The 18543-nt window shown below is 64.5% G+C and carries 17 protein-coding genes and 1 riboswitch; of the genes, 7 read left to right on the top strand and 10 right to left on the bottom strand.

From position 1 onward, the window contains the following. Positions 1-22: 22 nt before the first annotated feature. Positions 23-640 carry a hemolysin III family protein gene (locus tag CR917_RS22930; protein ID WP_043862136.1) on the top strand — a complete coding sequence of 206 codons (618 nt, stop codon included), beginning with the start codon at positions 23-25 and terminating at the stop codon, positions 638-640. A gap of 55 nt (positions 641-695) precedes the next feature. Here the strand turns inward: CR917_RS22930 and CR917_RS22925 are convergent, their stop codons facing one another. Together CR917_RS22925 and CR917_RS22920 are read right to left on the bottom strand one after the other, a co-directional pair. Beyond that, a complete protein-coding gene (locus CR917_RS22925) occupies positions 696-1415 on the bottom strand; it encodes a 16S rRNA (uracil(1498)-N(3))-methyltransferase (RefSeq protein WP_043859631.1) in 720 nt (239 codons plus the stop codon). Positions 1416-1522: 107 nt separating this feature from the next. Next, positions 1523-2929 carry an adenosylmethionine--8-amino-7-oxononanoate transaminase gene (locus tag CR917_RS22920; RefSeq protein WP_104573013.1) on the bottom strand — a complete coding sequence of 469 codons (1407 nt, stop codon included), beginning with the start codon at positions 2927-2929 and terminating at the stop codon, positions 1523-1525. A 190-nt stretch (positions 2930-3119) separates the two neighbouring features. Between CR917_RS22920 and CR917_RS22915 the strand changes: the two genes are divergently transcribed. The 3 genes from CR917_RS22915 (at position 3120) to CR917_RS22905 (ending at position 6294) form a co-directional block, all read left to right on the top strand. Next, the gene (locus CR917_RS22915) at positions 3120-4886 is read left to right on the top strand and encodes a flavin monoamine oxidase family protein (RefSeq protein ID WP_054915764.1); all 1767 of its coding nucleotides are present in this window, start codon (positions 3120-3122) and stop codon (positions 4884-4886) included. A 245-nt stretch (positions 4887-5131) separates the two neighbouring features. After that, positions 5132-5683 (top strand): cytochrome b, encoded by a 552-nt coding sequence (locus CR917_RS22910; protein ID WP_043863618.1) that lies wholly within the window; start codon positions 5132-5134, stop codon positions 5681-5683. A 32-nt stretch (positions 5684-5715) separates the two neighbouring features. Then, positions 5716-6294 carry a YceI family protein gene (locus tag CR917_RS22905; RefSeq protein WP_043863617.1) on the top strand — a complete coding sequence of 193 codons (579 nt, stop codon included), beginning with the start codon at positions 5716-5718 and terminating at the stop codon, positions 6292-6294. Between the two features lie 65 nt (positions 6295-6359). On the opposite strand, the gene CR917_RS22900 is transcribed toward CR917_RS22905, so the two are convergent. The 5 genes from CR917_RS22900 to ahcY form a co-directional block, all read right to left on the bottom strand. Beyond that, entirely contained in the window at positions 6360-8252 is a 1893-nt protein-coding gene (locus CR917_RS22900; RefSeq protein ID WP_043863616.1) for a DEAD/DEAH box helicase, read from the bottom strand. Positions 8253-8474: 222 nt separating this feature from the next. After that, positions 8475-9260, bottom strand: a complete 786-nt coding sequence (locus tag CR917_RS22895; protein WP_043863615.1) for an ABC transporter substrate-binding protein — start codon at positions 9258-9260, stop codon at positions 8475-8477. 48 nt (positions 9261-9308) lie between these two features. After that, a complete protein-coding gene (locus CR917_RS22890; protein WP_078479850.1) occupies positions 9309-10391 on the bottom strand; it encodes a hypothetical protein in 1083 nt (360 codons plus the stop codon). A 104-nt stretch (positions 10392-10495) separates the two neighbouring features. Then, a complete protein-coding gene (metF, locus tag CR917_RS22885; protein ID WP_043863614.1) occupies positions 10496-11341 on the bottom strand; it encodes a methylenetetrahydrofolate reductase [NAD(P)H] in 846 nt (281 codons plus the stop codon). A gap of 96 nt (positions 11342-11437) precedes the next feature. Next, complete coding sequence (ahcY, locus tag CR917_RS22880; RefSeq protein WP_054915763.1) at positions 11438-12847, bottom strand: adenosylhomocysteinase; 1410 nt, start codon at positions 12845-12847, stop codon at positions 11438-11440. A 21-nt stretch (positions 12848-12868) separates the two neighbouring features. Then, positions 12869-12974: riboswitch (S-adenosyl-L-homocysteine riboswitch) on the bottom strand. 183 nt (positions 12975-13157) lie between these two features. Here ahcY and CR917_RS22875 point away from each other — a divergent pair. Then, the gene (locus CR917_RS22875; protein WP_043863612.1) at positions 13158-13556 is read left to right on the top strand and encodes an acyl-CoA thioesterase; all 399 of its coding nucleotides are present in this window, start codon (positions 13158-13160) and stop codon (positions 13554-13556) included. An 18-nt stretch (positions 13557-13574) separates the two neighbouring features. Here CR917_RS22875 and CR917_RS22870 read toward each other — a convergent pair whose 3' ends face one another. After that, positions 13575-14870, bottom strand: coding sequence for a cation:dicarboxylate symporter family transporter (locus CR917_RS22870; RefSeq protein ID WP_235593722.1), 1296 nt, complete (start codon positions 14868-14870; stop codon positions 13575-13577). Positions 14871-14915: 45 nt separating this feature from the next. Further along, entirely contained in the window at positions 14916-15329 is a 414-nt protein-coding gene (locus CR917_RS22865; protein ID WP_043863611.1) for a VOC family protein, read from the bottom strand. A gap of 92 nt (positions 15330-15421) precedes the next feature. On the opposite strand from CR917_RS22865, the gene CR917_RS22860 reads away from it, so the two are divergent. Then, complete coding sequence (locus CR917_RS22860; protein ID WP_104573012.1) at positions 15422-16303, top strand: LysR family transcriptional regulator; 882 nt, start codon at positions 15422-15424, stop codon at positions 16301-16303. On the opposite strand, the gene CR917_RS22855 is transcribed toward CR917_RS22860, so the two are convergent. Beyond that, positions 16287-17522 carry a sodium:proton antiporter gene (locus CR917_RS22855; protein WP_043863609.1) on the bottom strand — a complete coding sequence of 412 codons (1236 nt, stop codon included), beginning with the start codon at positions 17520-17522 and terminating at the stop codon, positions 16287-16289. The two genes, CR917_RS22860 and CR917_RS22855, sit on opposite strands and share 17 nt — an antisense overlap. A gap of 170 nt (positions 17523-17692) precedes the next feature. On the opposite strand from CR917_RS22855, the gene CR917_RS22850 reads away from it, so the two are divergent. Beyond that, positions 17693-18526 (top strand): DMT family transporter, encoded by an 834-nt coding sequence (locus tag CR917_RS22850; protein WP_104573011.1) that lies wholly within the window; start codon positions 17693-17695, stop codon positions 18524-18526. The last annotated feature ends 17 nt before the right edge of the window (positions 18527-18543 follow it).

The raw sequence follows: 18543 nt of genomic DNA, 5'->3' as shown, positions 1-18543 counted from the left end.
ATTCTACGGAGGGCATCAATGCATGTACCACGGTGAACGTTTCAATGCCTGGACCCACCTGGTGGGCGCGGTTCTGGCCTGCATCGGCGCGATCTGGCTGCTGGTGGTGGCCGGGATGCAGGGCGACCCCTGGAAGATCGTCAGCCTGGCCATCTACGGCTTCACGCTGATGCTGCTGTACAGCACTTCGACCCTTTATCACAGCGTGCGCGGGCGGGCGAAGGTGATCATGCGCAAGCTCGATCACCTGTCGATCTACCTGCTGATTGCCGGCAGCTATACCCCGTTCTGCCTGGTGAGCCTGCGCGGTCCGTGGGGCTGGAGCCTGTTCGGGGTGGTGTGGGGGCTGGCGGTTATCGGCATGCTGCAGGAGATCAAGCCGCGCTCCGAGGCGCGCGTGCTGTCCATCGTGATCTACGCACTGATGGGCTGGATCGTGCTGGTGGCGGTCAAACCGCTGCTGGCCAGCCTGGGTACGGCGGGGTTCGCCTGGCTGGCAGCGGGGGGCGCGCTGTACACCATCGGCATCATCTTCTTTGCCTATGACAGCCGCTTCCGCCATTGGCATGGCATCTGGCACCTGTTCGTGATTGCCGGCAGCCTGCTGCACTTTATCGCGATATTTTTCTACGTGCTTTAGGGCCCCTTCGCCACCAAGCCGGCTCCTGCAGTGCCGGCGAACGCCGCGACGCGGTCTAGAAGTCGCCCCACAGCTGCTGCGCCACTGCCAGCGCCACCACTGGCGCGGTTTCGGTACGCAGTACCCGCGGGCCCAGGCGCGCGGCATGGAACCCTGCCGCCTTGGCCTGCTCCACTTCTACCTCCGACAAGCCGCCTTCCGGCCCGATCAGAAACGCCAGGCTCGCGGGCCTGGCATGGCTGGTCAAGGGTTCGGCCACCGGGTGCAGCACCAGTTTCAGCGCCTCGTCTCGCGCCTTGAGCCAGTCTGCCAGCAGCACCGGCGAATGGATCGTCGGCACTGTCGAGCGCCCGCATTGTTCGCAGGCACTGATCGCCACCTGGCGCCAGTGGGCCAGGCGCTTGTCGGCACGTTCGTCCTTCAGACGCACCTCGCAGCGTTCGCTGACGATCGGGGTGATCACGCTGGCGCCCAGTTCGGTGGCCTTCTGGATCGCCCAGTCCATGCGCTCGCCACGGGACAGGCCCTGGCCCAGGTGCACGTGCAGGGGGGATTCGGCCTGGCCGGGGAGGGCCTGGGCGAGCGTGACGCGTACGCTCTTCTTGCCGACCTCGAGCAGTTCGCCCAGGTATTCCTGGCCGCTGCCGTCGAACAGTTGCACCGCATCGCCCGGCGCCATGCGCAGCACGCGGCCGATGTAGTGGGCCTGGGCCTCGGGCAGGTCGTGCTCGCCCAGGCTCAGGGGGGCGTCGATGAAGAAGCGGGACAGTCTCATGGTTCTGCTCTGAATAAGATGGAGGCAGTTCGGGCGCCATCGCGGGTAAAGCCTGCTCCTGCAGGGTTACAGGTGATCCCTGTTGGAGCTGGGACCCGCGATGCTGTTTAGCCCGGATCGCGGAAATCAGGATGGAAATCGGCCGGCACCGCCACGCTCACGCTGCTGCGCGTGGCGATATCGATGCCCTCGCTGGCCACCTCGGCCAGGAAGTCGATCTGTTCGGGGGTGATCACGTACGGCGGCAGGAAGTACACCACGCTGCCCAGCGGGCGCAGCAGCGCACCACGGGTCAGGGCATGCTCGAACACCTTCAGGCCGCGCCGCTCCTGCCACGGGTAGGCGGTCTTGCTGGCCTTGTCCTGCACCATCTCGATGGCCAGGGCCATGCCGGTCTGGCGCACTTCGGCCACATGCGGGTGGTCGACCAGGTGCGCGGTGGCCGTGGCCATGCGTGTGGCCAGGGCCTTGTTGGCCTCGATCACGTTGTCCTGCTCGAAGATGTCCAGGGTCGCCAGCGCCGCGGCACAGGCCAGCGGGTTGCCGGTGTAGCTGTGCGAGTGCAGGAACGCGCGCAGGGTCGGGTAATCGTCGTAGAACGCGCTGTACACCTCGTCGGTGGTCAGGCACGCGGCCAGCGGCAGGTAGCCGCCGGTGAGGGCCTTGGACAGGCACAGGAAGTCGGGGCGGATGCCGGCCTGCTCGCAGGCGAACATCGTGCCGGTGCGCCCGAAGCCTACGGCGATCTCGTCGTGGATCAGGTGCACGCCGTAGCGGTCGCACGCCTCGCGCAGCAGCCTGAGGTACACCGGGTGGTACATGCGCATGCCGCCGGCGCCCTGGATCAGCGGTTCGACGATCACGGCGGCGATGCTCTGGTGGTGCTCGGCCAGGGTCTGTTCCATGGCGGCGAACATCGTGCGCGAATGGTCTTCCCAGCTCACGCCCTCGGGGCGCAGGTAGCAGTCGGGGCTGGGCACCTTGAGGGTGTCGAGCAGCAGTGCCTTGTAGGTCTCGGTGAACAGCGGCACGTCGCCCACCGACATCGCCGCGATGGTCTCGCCGTGGTAGCTGTTGCTCAGGGTGACGAAGCGCTTCTTGTCCGGCTGGCCCTTGTTGAGCCAGTAATGGAAGCTCATCTTCAGCGCCACTTCGATGCACGAGGAGCCATTGTCGGCGTAGAAGCAGCGGTTCAGGCCCTCGGGGGTGAGCTTGACCAGGCGCTCGGACAGTTCGATCACCGGCTGGTGGCTGAAGCCTGCGAGGATCACGTGTTCGAGTTGGTCGACCTGGTCCTTGATGCGCTGGTTGATCTTCGGGTTGGCGTGGCCGAACACGTTGACCCACCAGGAGCTCACCGCGTCGAGGTAGCGCTTGCCTTCGAAGTCTTCGAGCCATACGCCATCGCCACGCTTGATCGGGATCAGCGGCAGGTGCTCGTGGTCTTTCATCTGGGTGCAGGGATGCCACAGGACCTTGAGGTCACGTTCCATCCACTGTTGATTCAGGCCCATGGGCTCTCTCCTGGCGACGCGGGTTCGGGTAACCGCGCAAGCCTATGCAAAGCGCCGGGGCAGGACAACCCATAAGGCGCAAACGGTGCGGGCATTAGTGGCAGGCCCGGGCGGCCTGACGTATCCTTCACCGACGTTTTTCCCGGGGGGTTCACCCCGCATTTTCCGCCTTTGATCCGGAGTTCGCCGAATGTCTGCTGGTTGGCTGCGCGCCTGCGCGCTGGTAATGATAGGGCTGTTCAGCGCGGGCGCCCTCGCGGCTGCCAAGCAGCCGACGGCCATCGTGGTAGGTGGCGGCCTGGCAGGCCTCACCGCCGCCTACGAACTGCAAAACAAGGGCTGGCAGGTGACCCTGCTGGAAGCCAAGCCGGGCATGGGCGGGCGTTCGGGCCTGGCCACCAGCGAGTGGATCGGCAACAGCAAGGCCCAGCCGACCCTCAACCGCTACCTCGACACCTTCAAGCTGGCCACCCTGCCGGCGCCGGAGTTCGTGCGCGTACCGAGCTACCTGATCGATGGCGAGTACTTCAGCGCCGCAGACCTGGCCACCAAGCAGCCGGCCACCGCCGAGGCACTCAAGCGCTACGAGAAGACCCTCGACGACCTGGCGCGCTCGATCAGCGACCCTGAAAACCCGGCGGCCAACAGCACCCTGTTCGCCCTCGACCAGCTCAACGTTTCCGGCTGGCTGGACAAGCTGCAACTGCCACCGACCGCGCGCCAGCTGGTCAACCAGCAGATCCGTACCCGCTATGACGAGCCTTCGCGCCTGTCGTTGCTGTATTTCGCGCAGCAGACCCGCGTGTACCGCGATGTGAGCGATCGCGACCTGCGCGCCGCCCGTCTGCCCGGCGGCAGCCCGGTGCTGGCGCAGGCTTTCGTCAAGCAACTGAAGACCATCAAGACCAGCGCACCGGTCAGCGCCATCATCCAGGACAAGGACGGCGTCACGGTCAAGGTCGGCGCGGTGGGCTACAGCGCCGACTACGTGGTGCTGGCGGTACCGTTGCGCGCCCTGGCCAAGATCCAGATGACCCCGGGCCTGGACAACCAGCACCTGGCGGCGCTCAAGGGCACCAACTACGGCTGGCGCGACCAGCTGCTGCTCAAGTTCAAGACCCCGGTCTGGGAAAGCCGTGCGCGCATGTCGGGCGAAATCTACAGCAACACCGGCCTGGGCATGCTGTGGATCGAGCCGGCGCTCAAGGGTGGCGCCAACGTGGTGATCAACCTGTCCGGTGACAACGCGCGCCTGCTGCAGGCGTTCGGCGACAAGCAGATGGTCGACCAGGTGCTGATTCGCCTGCATGCGTTCTACCCGCAGGCGCGTGGCGCGTTCACCGGTTATGAAGTGCGTCGCTACAGCACCGATGCCGGCACGGGCGGTGCGTACCTCGCCTACGGGCCGGGGCAGATCAGCAAGTTCTGGCGCCTGTGGGAGCGTCCGGTGCAGCGCGTGGCGTTTGCCGGCGAACACACCGATGCGTTGTACCCCGGCACCCTGGAAGGCGCTCTGCGCAGCGGCCAGCGCGCGGCGGGCCAGGTGGTGGACATGTCCAACGGCAAGTCGTTCGACCCGGCCAAGCTGGCGCCGGTGGCGGCCGGGGCCGCAGCGGCAGCGGTGGCGGCCAAGGACAGCAAGCCTGGCTTCTTCTCGCGGTTGTTCGGTGGCGGTGACAAGCCGGTAGACAAAGCGCCGGCCAAGCCGGTTGATGCGGCGCCAGCTCCTGCGCCAGCCCCAGCCCCAGCCGCTGCACCTGCGCCGGCGCCAACGCCCGCTGCGGCTGCGCCAGTAGCCAGGCAGGCGCCGGCAAAGCCTGCGCCTGCTGCCAAGAAGGCCCCGGCGAAAGCTGCGCCAGCCAAGAAGCCTGCGGCCAAGGCCCAGCCGGTCAAAAAGCCTGCGGCCAAGCCGGTGGCGAAGAAGCCGGCGGCGGCTACCCAAGCCAAGACGCAGTAATGCAGTGACCGCATCGCGGGTCAAGCCCGCTCCCACAGGATCGCCGAAGACCCTGTGGGGGCGGGCTTGACCCGCGATGCGCGTCCAGCAGCACCAGAATTCCTTCCTGCCGAGTTAATGTTTCCTTAACCTGTTCGTCTCACACTAAAGATCATGTTTCTCGATCGTTCAAAGCGAAATTTTCCGCTTTAATTCGATAGATAACCGGTTAGTCTTGGGCACAGTTCTTACAGGGAAACACGGCAATGCAACTGCGCAATTCTCCTTCTCGCTATGGCGTGGTCAGTATCGTCCTGCACTGGGGCGTGGCCCTGGCGGTCTTCGGCCTGTTCGGCCTGGGGCTTTGGATGGTCGGCCTGGACTACTACAGTGCGTGGCGCAAAACGGCACCCGACCTGCACAAGAGTATCGGCCTGACCCTGCTGGCGATCATGCTCGGTCGCGTGCTGTGGCGCTTCATCAGCCCGCCACCACCGGCCCCGGCCAACCACGGCCCGCTTACCCGCTTCGCCGCCAAGGCCGGCCACGGCCTGCTGTACGTGGGCCTGTTCGGGGTGATGATCACCGGCTACCTGATCTCCACCGCAGACGGCGTGGGCATCCCGGTGTTCGGCCTGTTCGAGGTGCCGGCACTGGTCAGCGACCTGCCCAACCAGGCGGATGTCGCCGGGGAAATCCACTTCTACCTGGCCTGGGGGTTGGTGATCTTCGCCGGCCTGCATGGCCTGGCCGCCCTCAAGCACCACTTTATCGACCGTGACGCGACCCTCACCCGCATGCTGGGCCGCAAAGCTTGATGTTCAACCTCAACTCCAAAGGAATAGAAGTAATGTTGAAAAAGACTTTTGCCGCTCTGGCGCTCGGTACCGCCCTGTTCACCGCTGGCCAGGCCATGGCTGCCGACTACAAGATCGACAAGGAAGGCCAGCACGCCTTCATCGACTGGAAAGTCAGCCACCTGGGCTACAGCTTCATCCACGGCACCTTCAAGGACTGGGACGGTACCTTCAGCTGGGATTCCGCCAAGCCGCAGGACAGCAAGATCTCGGTAGACGTGAAGACCGCCAGCCTGTGGTCCAACCACGCCGAGCGTGACAAGCACATCGCCAGCAAGGACTTCCTGGACGTTTCGAAATTCGCCGACGCCAAGTTCGTCTCCACCGCCGTCAAGCCCACTGGCGACAAGACTGCCGACGTGACCGGCGACCTGACCTTCCACGGCGTGACCAAGCCAGTGACCTTCAAGGCCACCTTCAACGGTGAAGGCAAGGACCCATGGGGCGGCGAGCGCGCCGGTTTCAACGCTACCACCACACTGGACCTGAAAGACTTCGGCATCAAGCTGCCTGGCGACGTGGCACAGACCGCCCAGCTGGACATCTCGCTGGAAGGCGTCAAGCAGAAGTAATTGCCTGGCCTGTAAACAAGAACGCCGCCCCTAGGGGCGGCGTTTTTGTGTGCGCAGTGGCGGGATCAGCGGTTGCGCGTCAGCAGCGCAGGCTTCTCGCCACGTGGGCGGCTTGGCAGTTGCTCGAGCTGTTCGGCGGTCGGGAACCGGTCGATCTTGGATTCCTTGTGCACGATCTTGGGCTGCGACTGGCCGTCACGCGGGTTGCGCACTGCCGGTTCCTGCGACGACTGATCGTCACGGGCCGGGCGGCGGTTGCGGTTGTTGCTGCCGTCGCGACGCGCCTGGCCATCGCGACCACCGCCACCGCTGCGTGCACCACCGCGCTTCTCGCCATTGCTGCCGGCGCCACCGCTACGTGCACCACCACCGGTGTTGCTGCGTGGCTGGCCACCGCGGGGTGCTCCGGTGCCGGTACCGGCGGCTGCCGGTGCGCCCGGGCGACGGTTGCGGCCCTGCCCGCCCTTGTTCTGGTACGGGCTGACGTAGTCGGCACGGTTGCCGAAGTTGTCCACTTCGTCGTCCAGGAAGGCTTCAGGGTCACGGTCGGCCGGGATTTTCGGAACTACTGCTGCCTGACCCGAGGGTGCCTGGCGGGTTTTGCTGTTGTCACGGGGCTTGCGCTCTTGGCGCCCGCCGGCGGCCTTCTCAGTGGCTCTGTCGCCTGCGGGCTTATCCTTTTCCTGGCCTTTGTCCTTGCCCTTGTCCTTGCGCCCGCCGGCATTGCTGCCGTCGGCACGCTGGCCACGGCCACCGCGCGGGTTCATCTGCGGACGTTCACGGGCTTCGGGTTTTTCGGCTTCGACCGTCGAGGCATCGAAGCCCATCAGGTCGCCGTCCTGGATTTTCTGGCGGGTGACGCGCTCGATGCTCTTGAGCAGCTTCTCTTCGTCCGGCGCCACCAGCGAGATGGCCTCGCCGGAACGGCCCGCACGGCCGGTACGGCCGATACGGTGCACGTAGTCTTCCTCGACGTTGGGCAGCTCGAAGTTGACCACGTGGGGCAACTGGTCGATGTCCAGGCCGCGGGCGGCGATGTCGGTGGCGACCATGATGCGCACGGTGCCGGCCTTGAAGTCGGCCAGGGCCTTGGTGCGCGCATTCTGGCTCTTGTTGCCGTGAATCGCCGCGGCAGTCAGGCCGTGCTTCTCGAGGTACTCGGCCAGGCGGTTGGCGCCGTGCTTGGTACGTGTGAAGACCAGCACCTGCTCCCAGGCACCCTGGGTGATCAGGTGGGCCAGCAGGGCACGCTTGTGGCTGGCGGGCAGACGGTACACACGCTGCTCGATACGCTCGACCGTGGTGTTGGGCGGCGTGACCTCGATGCGCTCGGGGTTGTGCAGCAGCTTGTCGGCCAGGTTGGTGATGTCTTTTGAGAAGGTCGCCGAGAACAGCAGGTTCTGGCGCTTGGCAGGCAAGCGTGCGAGGACCTTCTTCACGTCATGGATGAAGCCCATGTCGAGCATGCGGTCGGCTTCGTCGAGCACCAGGATCTCAACGTGGCTCAGGTCGACGCTGCCCTGGCCGGCGAGGTCCAGCAGACGGCCGGGGCAGGCCACCAGCACGTCGACGCCGCGGGACATGGCCTGCACCTGCGGGTTCATGCCGACACCGCCGAAGATGCAGGCGCTGACGAACTTGAGGTCGCGGGCGTAGATCTTGAAGCTGTCGTGGACCTGGGCGGCGAGTTCGCGGGTGGGGGTCAGCACCAGTACCCGCGGCTGGCGTGGGCCATGGCGCTGGGACTTGTCGGGGTGGCCACCTGGAAACAGGCGTTCGAGAATCGGCAGTGCAAAGCCACCGGTTTTACCAGTACCTGTCTGCGCCGCGACCATCAGGTCGCGACCTTGCAACACGGCGGGAATGGCCCGCTGTTGCACCGGCGTAGGCTGGGTATAGCCCGCTGCCTCGATAGCGCGGACTAGAGCCTCGGAGAGACCGAGGGAAGCAAAGGACATGAGTAATCCTGTTCTAGTGGGGGCTAAGCCCTATGGGAAGTTCGTGCCTGGCGCGACGGGCATCAGGTGATGCTATCGCGTCCGGTCCTGCTGGGCCTTCAATGCGCATCCGGGGGGCGGCGGGCGGGCTCTGGGCGCGCTGTCCTGCCGATCGGGATGCCTTTTGCAAGGCCGAGCGTCCGGGCGTAAGCCTGGCGGGGTTGGCGGAGTATAACAGAGCAATCAGTGCGTGCTGCGTTCCTGCTGCTCAACGGTTTGCGGAATATTCACCTCGGCGCCTGCGTAGCGTGCGTTCAGCTCGGCATAGGCCGGCTCCTGCTTGAAGCGGCGCAGCTCGGCGGCGAAGCGTTGCGCCAGCAGGTCCATGCCGGCATTGCGGCGTACTGCCAGGAACTGGGGCTGGCGGTCGATCACCAGCCCCAGTTCGCTGACCTGTTGCTCCAGGCCCAGGCTCTTGATCACATGCCGGCCAACCCGGCGATCGGTGACCAGCAGGTCGATGCGCCCCAGTTGCAGCTTGCCCAGGTTGGCTTCCAGGGTAGGTGCCGGCTCGCGCTTGAAGTCGGGTGAATCGGCAAACGCCGGGCCGTAGGTATAGCCGGGCGCGGTGCCCACGGTCAGCCCCTTGAGGTCTTCCAGGTGCCTGATGGCGTGGGGCCGGGCGTTGGCCTGGAACAGCACGAACTCCACGTGCGACAGCGGTTCGCTGGGGTAGAACAGCTGGGCGTCGCGCTGCTCGGTCTTGAAGATGTCGAGCACGCCGTCGGCCAGCCCCTGTTCGACCATCGCCAGGCAGCGCTTCCATGGCAGGAACTGCCATTGCACCTCGATGCCCAGGCGCTTGAACACCTCGGCGGTGACCTCGTAGTCGATGCCCTTGGCCTCTCCGTTTTCCTGGTACACATAGGGCGGCCAGGGGTCGGTGACGATGCGCAGCCTCTCGCCATGAGCCAGGGTACTCAGGCAGGCGAGAAACAGGGCGGCGAACAGTCGGTAAAGATCGGGCATGGCTGGAGAGTACGATGGCTGCTCGAGAATGGCCAGCGCGCCCAGGCTTCAGCCCTCGCGGCGCTGCTCCAGGTGAGCTTTCACGATCGGCAGCTGACGACCCAGGGCCAGGCGCATGCCTGGATGCCTGAACCACTGCCCGAGCTGGTTGGCGCAGGCGGGCTTGCCCTGGCGCCTCTCGACGTTCTCCAGGGCTTTTTCCCACCAGGCCTGGGCGCAGGCGCGATCGAATTCGTTGGCATAGGGATGACAGCCGTAGGCCAGTTCACGCATGAACTGACGTTGCCTTGCCGGCAGCAACAGCCCCAGCAGCTTGCAGTGCAGGCGTTGCAGCAGCGGCGGGCGTGGCAGCTGTGTGTTGACCTGGGCGATATCGGCCATGGCCTGTGTCGAGAGCGGGTCGCTACCGTGCTTGTTCAGCCAGGCCTGGATCTTGGCTCGGAACAGTTGCTTGCGGCTCCAGTAGTGGTGGATCAGGTCGGGGCATTCCTGCACGTTCAAGGTGTCATGGGCGGCGACCGCCAGGCAGAACTCTTCGAGGGTATAGGCGCGCGGGGCCAGCGGATAGAACTCGTCCATCAAGGCAATGGACTGGTCGAGCAGGCCCGCGTCCTGCCGATACAGGCCGATGACGCCCGAATTGAGCAATGGCATGCCGTCTTCGGCCAGGCCGCGTGCCTGCAGTGGGCCTGCAAGGTTTTGGTACAGTGCGCATTGCTGATTTACGCCGTATTTGCCGCCGACCGCATTGCACAGCAGCGTGCCGGGCTGCATGCGCCGGAACAGCTCGATGGGTGACTGATGGAAAAACGTGTCGGTGTCGATCAGCAGGGCGTTTTCGTGGTCCTGCAGCACCTGGCGCAGCAGCACGTGCTTGGTGCGAAAGTGATAACCGTGCGGCTCGCTCCATGCCTTGCGGGTGTCGGCATCGAGTGCATGCACCGTTACCGGCAAGTGGCGATAGGGGTGCGGGTCGTCGCTGAACACCTGGATATCGAGGGGTTCCCCCGGCGTCTTGTGCAGGTTGGCCAAGGCGCTGGAGATGCTGAACTGCGCTTCCTGATGGTAAGTCTGGGCACCGAAGACAAGATAGATCAGTTGGGGACGTGCGGAAGGGGAAGCGAGGGGCATAGAAACGCGAAGATCCGTATCTGTAAGGGAAAATGGAAAGGGCCTTAGCGTACGCTAAAGCCCTTACCGTTTTCGCAACTATTTATTACCGTGTTTGACAGTAATCAGCGTGGCAGCTTGAGGTTGTTCCACACTGCCAGGCTGGGTTCGGCCTGGTTCAGGGTATAGAAGTGCAGCCCCGGTGCGCCGCCTTGCAGCAGTTTTTCGCACATTTCGGTGATGACCTGTTCGCCGAAGGCCTGGATGCTTTGCACATCGTCGCCATAGGCTTCCAGCTGCTTGCGGACCCAGCGCGGGATCTCGGCGCCGCACGCATCGGAGAAGCGCGCCAGCTTGCTGTAGTTGGTGATCGGCATGATGCCGGGTACCACCGGGATGTCCACGCCCAGCTTCTGCACGCGCTCGACGAAGTGGAAGTAGCAGTCGGCGTTGAAGAAGTACTGGGTGATGGCGCTGTCGGCGCCGGCCTTGGCCTTGCGCACGAAATTGATCAGGTCGTCTTCGAAGTGACGGGCCTGGGGGTGCATTTCCGGGTAGGCGGCCACTTCGATGTGAAAGTGATCACCGCTTTCCTGGCGAATGAATTCGACCAGCTCGTTGGCGTAGCGCAGCTCGCCACTGGCCATGCCCATGCCCGACGGCAGGTCGCCGCGCAGGGCCACGATACGCTTGATGCCGGCGGCCTTGTACTGGGCCAGCAGGCTGCGCAGGTCGTCCTTGCTGTCGCCCACGCACGACAGGTGCGGCGCGGCCGGTACCTTCACTTCGCTTTCGAGCTGCAGCACGGTGTTGAGCGTGCGGTCGCGGGTCGAGCCACCGGCACCATAGGTGCAGGAGAAGAAGTCCGGGTTGTAGCTGGCCAGGGTGCGAGCCGTGGCGAGCAGTTTTTCATGTCCAGCGTCGGTCTTGGTCGGGAAGAACTCGAAGCTGTAACGGCGTTCCTGAGACATGGCGAAATCCTGGTAAACCGATCGTGCTGGCCAGCCGTGAGGCTGGCCACAGAAAAAAGCCGGTGACGCTGTGGCAGCGTCACCGGCTTTGGCCCATCAGTAGCGGTAGGCGTCTGGTTTGAACGGGCCTTCAACAGTCACGCCGATGTAGTCGGCCTGCTGTTTGGTCAGTTGGGTTACCACGCCGCCGAAACCGCGGACCATTTCCAGGGCCACTTCTTCGTCGAGTTTTTTCGGCAGTACTTCAACGGTCAGGCGCTCGGCTTTCTGGGCCGGCGACAGGTCGGCGTACTTCTGGCCGAACAGGAAGATCTGTGCCAGTACCTGGTTGGCGAACGAACCGTCCATGATGCGGCTCGGGTGGCCAGTGGCGTTGCCCAGGTTCACCAGGCGGCCTTCGGCCAGCAGGATCAGGTAGTCGTCGTTCTGCGCGTCGAAATCGCCAGGGCCGGTACGGTGGATCTTGTGAACCTGTGGCTTGACCTCTTCCCATGCCCAGTTCTTGCGCATGAAGGCGGTGTCGATTTCGTTGTCGAAGTGACCGATGTTGCATACCACGGCGCGCTTTTTCAGGGCCTTGAGCATGTTGGCATCGCACACGTTGACGTTACCGGTGGTGGTCACGATCAGGTCGATCTTGCCCAGCAGGGCCTTGTCGACGCTGGCTTCGGTGCCGTTGTTGATACCGTCGATGAACGGCGAAACCAGCTCGAAGCCGTCCATGCAGGCTTGCATGGCGCAGATCGGGTCGACTTCCGAGACCTTGACGATCATGCCTTCCTGACGCAGCGACTGGGCCGAACCCTTGCCCACGTCACCGTAGCCGATCACCAGCGCCTGCTTGCCCGACAGCAGGTGGTCGGTGCCGCGCTTGATGGCGTCGTTGAGGCTGTGACGGCAGCCGTACTTGTTGTCGTTCTTGCTCTTGGTGACCGAGTCGTTGACGTTGATCGCCGGGATCTTCAGCTCGCCCTTGGCCAGCATGTCGAGCAGACGGTGCACACCGGTGGTGGTCTCTTCGGTCACGCCGTGAACGCGGTCCAGTACCTGCGGGTACTTCTTGTGCAGCAGCTCGGTGAGGTCGCCGCCGTCGTCGAGGATCATGTTGGCATCCCATGGCGCGCCATCCTTGAGGATGGTCTGCTCCAGGCACCACTCGTATTCCTGCTCGGTCTCGCCCTTCCAGGCGAATACCGGGATGCCGGCGGCGGCAATGGAGGCAGCGGCCTGATCCTGGGTGGAGAAGATGTTGCACGACGACCAGCGCACTTCGGCGCCCAGCGCGACCAGGGTTTCGATCAGCACGGCGGTCTGGATGGTCATGTGGATGCAGCCGAGGATTTTTGCACCCTTGAGCGGCTGTTCAGCGGCGTACTTGCGGCGCAGACCCATCAGGGCCGGCATTTCGGACTCGGCGATGATGGTTTCGCGGCGGCCCCAGGCAGCCAGGGACATGTCGGCGACTTTGTAGTCGGTAAAATCTGCAGGCGTGTTTACAGCGCTCATCAAGAGCCTCCATTCGTAGTGTGCGAATGGGCGCCGTTGTGCGTTTAGTGCCCGTGCGGGGAACCCCGTGCAGGCAACGCCCCATCCGAGCCTGACAGGAGAACCTGCTGCAGCGCCCCTCGGACAGGTGGCGGGAACGGCATCGAGTGGTGATGACCGTCTGTGAAGCGTTGGCGATTATAGCTGCGCCCGCGCATCGGCCCAAGGCTTTCTGTCAATTAATCGAGACGATAGTCGATGTTCAATGGAGGCCGCCGGCAGGCTCTGCCATCATTGTCGGCATCGATTGGCAAGACGGTCAGGAGTACGCATGAACTTTCACACCCGCAAATGGGTAAAACCCGAAGACCTCAACCCCAACGGCACCCTGTTCGGTGGCAGCCTGTTGCGCTGGATCGACGAAGAGGCGGCGATCTACGCGATCGTGCAACTGGGCAACCAGCGTGTGGTGACCAAGTACATCTCGGAGATCAACTTCGTCAGCGCCTCGCGCCAGGGCGACATCATCGAGCTGGGCATCACCGCCACCGAATTCGGCCGCACCTCCATCACCCTCAAATGCGAAGTGCGCAACAAGATCACCCGCAAGAGCATCCTCACCGTCGACAAGATGGTCTTCGTCAACCTGGGTGAGGACGGCTTGCCGGCACCCCATGGGCGTACCGAGATCAAGTTCATCAAGGATCAGTTCGATACCTCGGTGGAATGACGGCGGTAGCTGCACAGTTCAAGCTTCAAGCTTCAAGTCAGGGGCAGCGGGGCTGGCGGGGGCGGTTTGGCCAGGTGCCTTGAGCTGGCCCTCCCAGCGTGCGATCACCAGTGGCGCCAGCGCGTTACCCAGCACGTTGAGTGCAGTGACCGGCATGTCCATCAGCCGATACACCCCGGCGATGATCGCCACGCCCTCGACCGGCAGCCCTGCCGCGGTCAGCGTGGCGGTGAGGATGATGAACATGAAGCCCGGCACCCCCGCCGCACCCTTGGAGGTCAGCACCATGATCAGCACCAGCATCGCCTGGTCAGCCAGGCCCAGGTCGATGCCATAGGCCTGGGCGATGAACAGCGTGCCAAGCGCTGCGAACAGCGACGCACCATCGAGGTTGAATGAATACCCCAACGGAATGACCATGCTGGTGATCGGGCGTGGCGCGCCGTAGCGCTCCATCTTCTCGATCAGTTGCGGCATCACCGTGGCCGAGGCGGCGCTGCTGTAGGCCAGCAGCAACTCGCTGCGTATCTCGCGCAACAGGTGGAAGAACCGCACCCCCGCCAGCCTGGCCACCGCCCCCAGCACGCACAGCGCAAACAGCAGCACCGCCACGTAGGTAATGCCGATCAGCTTGGCCAGTGGCAGCAGTGCGCTCAGGCCGAAGCTGGCAACGGTGACGCCGATCAGCCCGAAGATGCCGATGGGTGAGTAGTGCATCACCAGGTGGGTGACCTTGAACATGGTGTCCGATACGCCCTGCATCACGCTGATCAACGGTGCCTTCTGCTGCTGGGGCAGCATCGACAGGGCGCAGCCGAACAGGATGGCGAAGAACAGCACCGACAGCAGCTTGCCCTCGGCCATGGCCAGCACGATGTTGTCCGGCACGATGGCCACCAGGGTGCGCCCCAGGTTCTGCGTTTCGGTGCTGGATGCCAGCGTGGTGACCGGTGCCTGCAGCGTGCTGCTGAAGTCCGCGCCGGCGCCGGGCTGGAACACGTTGCCGACCACCAGCCCGAACAGGATCGCGATGCTGGTGATGGTGAAGAAGTACACGAACGTCTTCATCCCGACCCGGCCCAGGGCGCGCGTGCTGCCGGCGCCGGCGATGCCGACGGTCATGCAGGCGAACACCAGCGGTACCACGATCATCTTCATCAGCTTGATGAACAGGTCGCCGGCCGGCTGCAGCAGGTTGTCGATGAACCAGGCCTTGTGCTCGGGGAACTGGTTGAGAAGGATGCCGACGATCACGCCGGCGACCAGGCCGATCATGATGCGCGTGACCAGGCTGGAAGGTGTGCGAATGCCCATGGGGTGCCCCTTGTTGTTGTGGTTGTGGGGAGTGCGAAGGGTGCGTTACTGCGCGAACAGGCCGGCGAAATCCTTGAAGCCCTTGACCTCGATCGGATTGCCGCTGGGGTCGAGGAAGAACATCGTGCGTTGTTCGCCCGGCTCGCCCACAAAGCGCACCACCGGCGGGATCTCGAATGCCAGGCCACGCCGGGTGAGGCGCACGGCCAGGGTCATCCACTCGTCCAGTGGCAGTACCACGCCGATATGCGGCATCAGTACCTTGTGCTCGCCAACCTGCCCGGTACGGGTGGTGGCGAACGGGGTGCCCAGGTGCAACGAGAGCTGGTTGCCGAAGAAGTCGAAGTCGACCCAGGTCGCGGTGCTGCGCCCTTCGGTGCAGCCCAGAACATCTCGATAAAAAATACGCGCCTGTTCCAGGTCGCAAACGTGGTATGCAGCGTGAAAGGGTCTGTTCATGGCGTATCCCCCGTGTGGTTGAGCGTTGAGGGTAAGTAGGCCGTGTGACGGGGTAAAACGGCTTTGCCTTGCTCTGAGCGAAAGAAAAACTTATGGATGTGCGCTTTCTGAAAAGCCTGGTGGCAGTGGTGGAAACCGGCTCGATTGCCGCGGCCGCGCGTCGCGAGAACCGCACGGCAGCGGCGATCAGCCAGCGCGTGCAGGCGCTGGAACGCACACTGGGCTGCACCTTGCTGCTGCGTACTGCGCATGCCATCCGCCCCTCGGACCAGTGCCTGCTGCTGTTGCCCAGGATCCAGGCGATCATCGAGCAGGCGCGTGAACTGCAGCACGACCTGAGCCATGACGGGTTGACGGGGGACGTCAGGGTGGGCGCGGTGTCGACGGCGTTGACCGGGGTATTGCCGGGGCTTATCGAGCGTCTGGCGCGATCGGCGCCGGGGCTCAAGCTGCAGATCACCCCGGGTGATTCGCGCAGCCTGTACGAGAAGGTGCTCGGCGGCGAACTGGATGCCGCGATTCTGGTGCGCCCGCCCTTCACGCTGCCCAAGGCACTGGCGCTGCAGGTGCTCAAGGTCGAGCCGCTGATTCTGATCGCGCCGGCTGCACAGGCCGCGCTGACCCCCGATACGTTGCTGCGCGAGCACCCGTTCATTCGCTATGACGCACAGTCGTGGGGCGGGCAGATCGCCCAGCGCTACCTGGATGAGCAATTGATAACGCCGCAGTTGCTGTGCGAGCTGGATGCGCTGGAAACCATCGTGATGCTGGTGGCCCAGGGCATGGGGGTATCGTTGGTGCCGCAATGGGCCGGCATGCCCCATGAGGGCATCTGTGCCTGGCCGCTGGGCGATGACCCGCGCCACGCGCGGGCACTGGTGGTGCTGCACGGCTCGACGCCGCGCCGGCCAGTGGCGATGCGGCATCTGCTGGGGCTGCTGGGCAGCCCCTCGCCGGTCAAGGCTGCTCGGTAACCCCGCGCACCACGCGACCGATGCTCAGGCCCTGCAGCAGGATCGACGACAGCACCACGATGTAGGTGATGCTCAGCAGCAGGTCACGTTCGGGGCCCGATGGCAGCGACAGCGCCAGGGCCACGGACACACCGCCGCGCAGGCCGCCCCAGGTGAGCACGCGGATGGTGCCGCGCGGCACCGTTCTCCAGCGGCGCAGCATGACGATCGCCGGCGCCACGGTCAGCAGGCGCGACAGCAGGATCGCCACTGCCAGCACCCCGGCCGCAGCCAGGTGCATCCACGAGAACGGCAGCAGCAACAGCTCCAGGCCGATCAGCGCGAACAGCAGCGCGTTGAGCATGTCGTCGATCAGTTCCCAGAAGCCGTCCATGTAGCGCCGGGTCATGTCGTTCATAGCCAGGTTGCGACCCAGGTTGCCGATGATCAGGCCCGCTACCACCATCGCGATGGGCGCCGAGACGTGCAGTTCGTAGGCTGCGGCCGAGCCGCCGATCACCAGCGCCAGGGTCAGCATGACCTCCACCTGGTACTGCTCGATGCTCTTGATCATGCGGTAGGTGACGTAGCCGATCACCGCGCCGAACAGCGCGCCGCCGATGGCCTCGCGGGCGAACAGGATCGCGGTGTCGCTCACGCTCGGGGTCTCGCCCAGTTGTGCGATGCCCAGCAGCACGGTGAACACCACGACCGCGGTGCCGTCGTTGAACAGCGACTCGCCGACGATGGTGGTCTTCAGCGGCTTGGACGCATTGGCGGTACGCAGGGCGCCGAGCACCGCGATCGGGTCGGTGGGCGAGATCAGTGCGCCGAACAGCAGGCAGTACAGCAGGTTCACGTGCCAGCCGAACAGGGCGAAGATCCAGTGCGCCAGGTAGCCGATCACCACCGTGGCGATCAGCACGCCGACGGTGGCCAGGAGGCCGATCGGCCAGCGGTAGTCGCGCAGGTCGGCCAGGTTCACGTGCAGCGCGCCGGCGAACAGCAGGAACGCCAGCATCCAGTGCATCAGCAGGTCGTTGAAGTCGATCTGGCTCATCAGGCCCTGCACCCGTTCTTCCAGGCCCGGGTAGCCGATGACGCTCAGGCCCTGGAGGATCAGGGAAAACAGCAGTGCAGTGACCATCACGCCAATGGTCGGCGGCAGGCCGATAAAGCGGTAGTTCACATAGGTGAGGAGGGTGGTGAGGCAAATAAACGCGGCAACTAGCTCAAGCATCCTAGGTCCTGTAATGGCTTCCAAGTCAGTGCCCGAATGGCTCGGGCAGGGCTTGGATGCGCCGGCGCGAGGTTCAGGACACACTTTTTCGATCAACGTTGACCGCAGGCTGGCTGTTTTGTTGCGCCTGGTTGAAACTGCGCAGCCGTGCACTACCCAGGAACTCAACCGTGCTCGCCACTTCGCTGGTGCTGATCGCCGCCCTGCTGCATGCCACCTGGAACACCCTGATCAAGTTCAGCGGCGAGCGTCTGCTGGTGATTGCCAGCATGGACGTGGTGGCGCTGCTGTTCGCCCTGGCGATGGTGGCGTTCGTGCAGGTACCGCCGCCCGAGATCTGGCCGTGGATGCTGGCCTCGGCGGCGTTCGAGCTGTTGTACCGCTACCTGCTGATCAAGGCCTACCGGGTCGGCGACCTGGGCCTGGTCTACCCCCTGATGCGCGGGTTGTCGCCGCTGGTGGTGCTGGCGCTGACCCTGACCTTTGCCGGCGAGACGCTGAGCACCCAGCAGATCTTCGGCATTCTGCTGATCCCGTGCGGCATGGCCTGCCTGCTGTGGCAGGGCGGTGGCGGCGAACGTCTGCCCTGGTCGATGCTGCCGGTGGTGGCGCTGATCGGCCTGTGCATCGGCTGCTACACCTGGCTCGACGGCAGCGCGATCCGGCTGTGGTCGCAGCCGCTGGACTACCTGGTGTGGCTGACGCTGATCAGCGCCTGGCCGTTCCCGTTGCTGGCGACGGTGGCCCGGCGCGCGCCGTTTGTGCAGTTCTGGCGCAGCCAGTGGAAGCTGGGCCTGGCCGTGGGGTTGTGCGTGCTGTCCAGCTACGCGCTGGTACTGTGGGCCATGCAACTGGGCTCGGTGGCCGAGGCTGCGGCGCTGCGCGAGGTGAGCGTGATCCTGGTGGTGCTGATGGGCATGCGCTACCTCAAAGAACCTTTCGGCGGGCCGAGGCTCTTAGCTTGTGCACTGGTACTGATCGGCATGCTGATCATGAAACTCTGACCCCAACAACAAGGACC

The sequence above is a fragment of the Pseudomonas sp. BRM28 genome, assembly GCF_002939405.1.
GTDB classification, from domain to species: Bacteria; Pseudomonadota; Gammaproteobacteria; order Pseudomonadales; family Pseudomonadaceae; genus Aquipseudomonas; species Aquipseudomonas palmensis.
This window is presented reverse-complemented; position numbering and strand designations above follow the sequence as displayed.

Coding starts and splice junctions, on each gene's coding strand:
- CR917_RS22900 (WP_043863616.1), bottom strand. CDS start 8,252: ATGTCCTTTGCTTCCCTCGGTCTCTCCGAGGCTCTAGTCCGCGCTATC.
- CR917_RS22920 (WP_104573013.1), bottom strand. CDS start 2,929: ATGGGCCTGAATCAACAGTGGATGGAACGTGACCTCAAGGTCCTGTGG.
- CR917_RS22930 (WP_043862136.1), top strand. CDS start 23: ATGTACCACGGTGAACGTTTCAATGCCTGGACCCACCTGGTGGGCGCG.
- CR917_RS22855 (WP_043863609.1), bottom strand. CDS start 17,522: ATGCTTGAGCTAGTTGCCGCGTTTATTTGCCTCACCACCCTCCTCACC.
- CR917_RS22875 (WP_043863612.1), top strand. CDS start 13,158: ATGAACTTTCACACCCGCAAATGGGTAAAACCCGAAGACCTCAACCCC.
- CR917_RS22865 (WP_043863611.1), bottom strand. CDS start 15,329: ATGAACAGACCCTTTCACGCTGCATACCACGTTTGCGACCTGGAACAG.
- CR917_RS22910 (WP_043863618.1), top strand. CDS start 5,132: ATGCAACTGCGCAATTCTCCTTCTCGCTATGGCGTGGTCAGTATCGTC.
- CR917_RS22895 (WP_043863615.1), bottom strand. CDS start 9,260: ATGCCCGATCTTTACCGACTGTTCGCCGCCCTGTTTCTCGCCTGCCTG.
- CR917_RS22860 (WP_104573012.1), top strand. CDS start 15,422: ATGGATGTGCGCTTTCTGAAAAGCCTGGTGGCAGTGGTGGAAACCGGC.
- CR917_RS22905 (WP_043863617.1), top strand. CDS start 5,716: ATGTTGAAAAAGACTTTTGCCGCTCTGGCGCTCGGTACCGCCCTGTTC.
- CR917_RS22915 (WP_054915764.1), top strand. CDS start 3,120: ATGTCTGCTGGTTGGCTGCGCGCCTGCGCGCTGGTAATGATAGGGCTG.
- metF (WP_043863614.1), bottom strand. CDS start 11,341: ATGTCTCAGGAACGCCGTTACAGCTTCGAGTTCTTCCCGACCAAGACC.
- CR917_RS22925 (WP_043859631.1), bottom strand. CDS start 1,415: ATGAGACTGTCCCGCTTCTTCATCGACGCCCCCCTGAGCCTGGGCGAG.
- CR917_RS22870 (WP_235593722.1), bottom strand. CDS start 14,870: ATGGGCATTCGCACACCTTCCAGCCTGGTCACGCGCATCATGATCGGC.
- ahcY (WP_054915763.1), bottom strand. CDS start 12,847: ATGAGCGCTGTAAACACGCCTGCAGATTTTACCGACTACAAAGTCGCC.
- CR917_RS22890 (WP_078479850.1), bottom strand. CDS start 10,391: ATGCCCCTCGCTTCCCCTTCCGCACGTCCCCAACTGATCTATCTTGTC.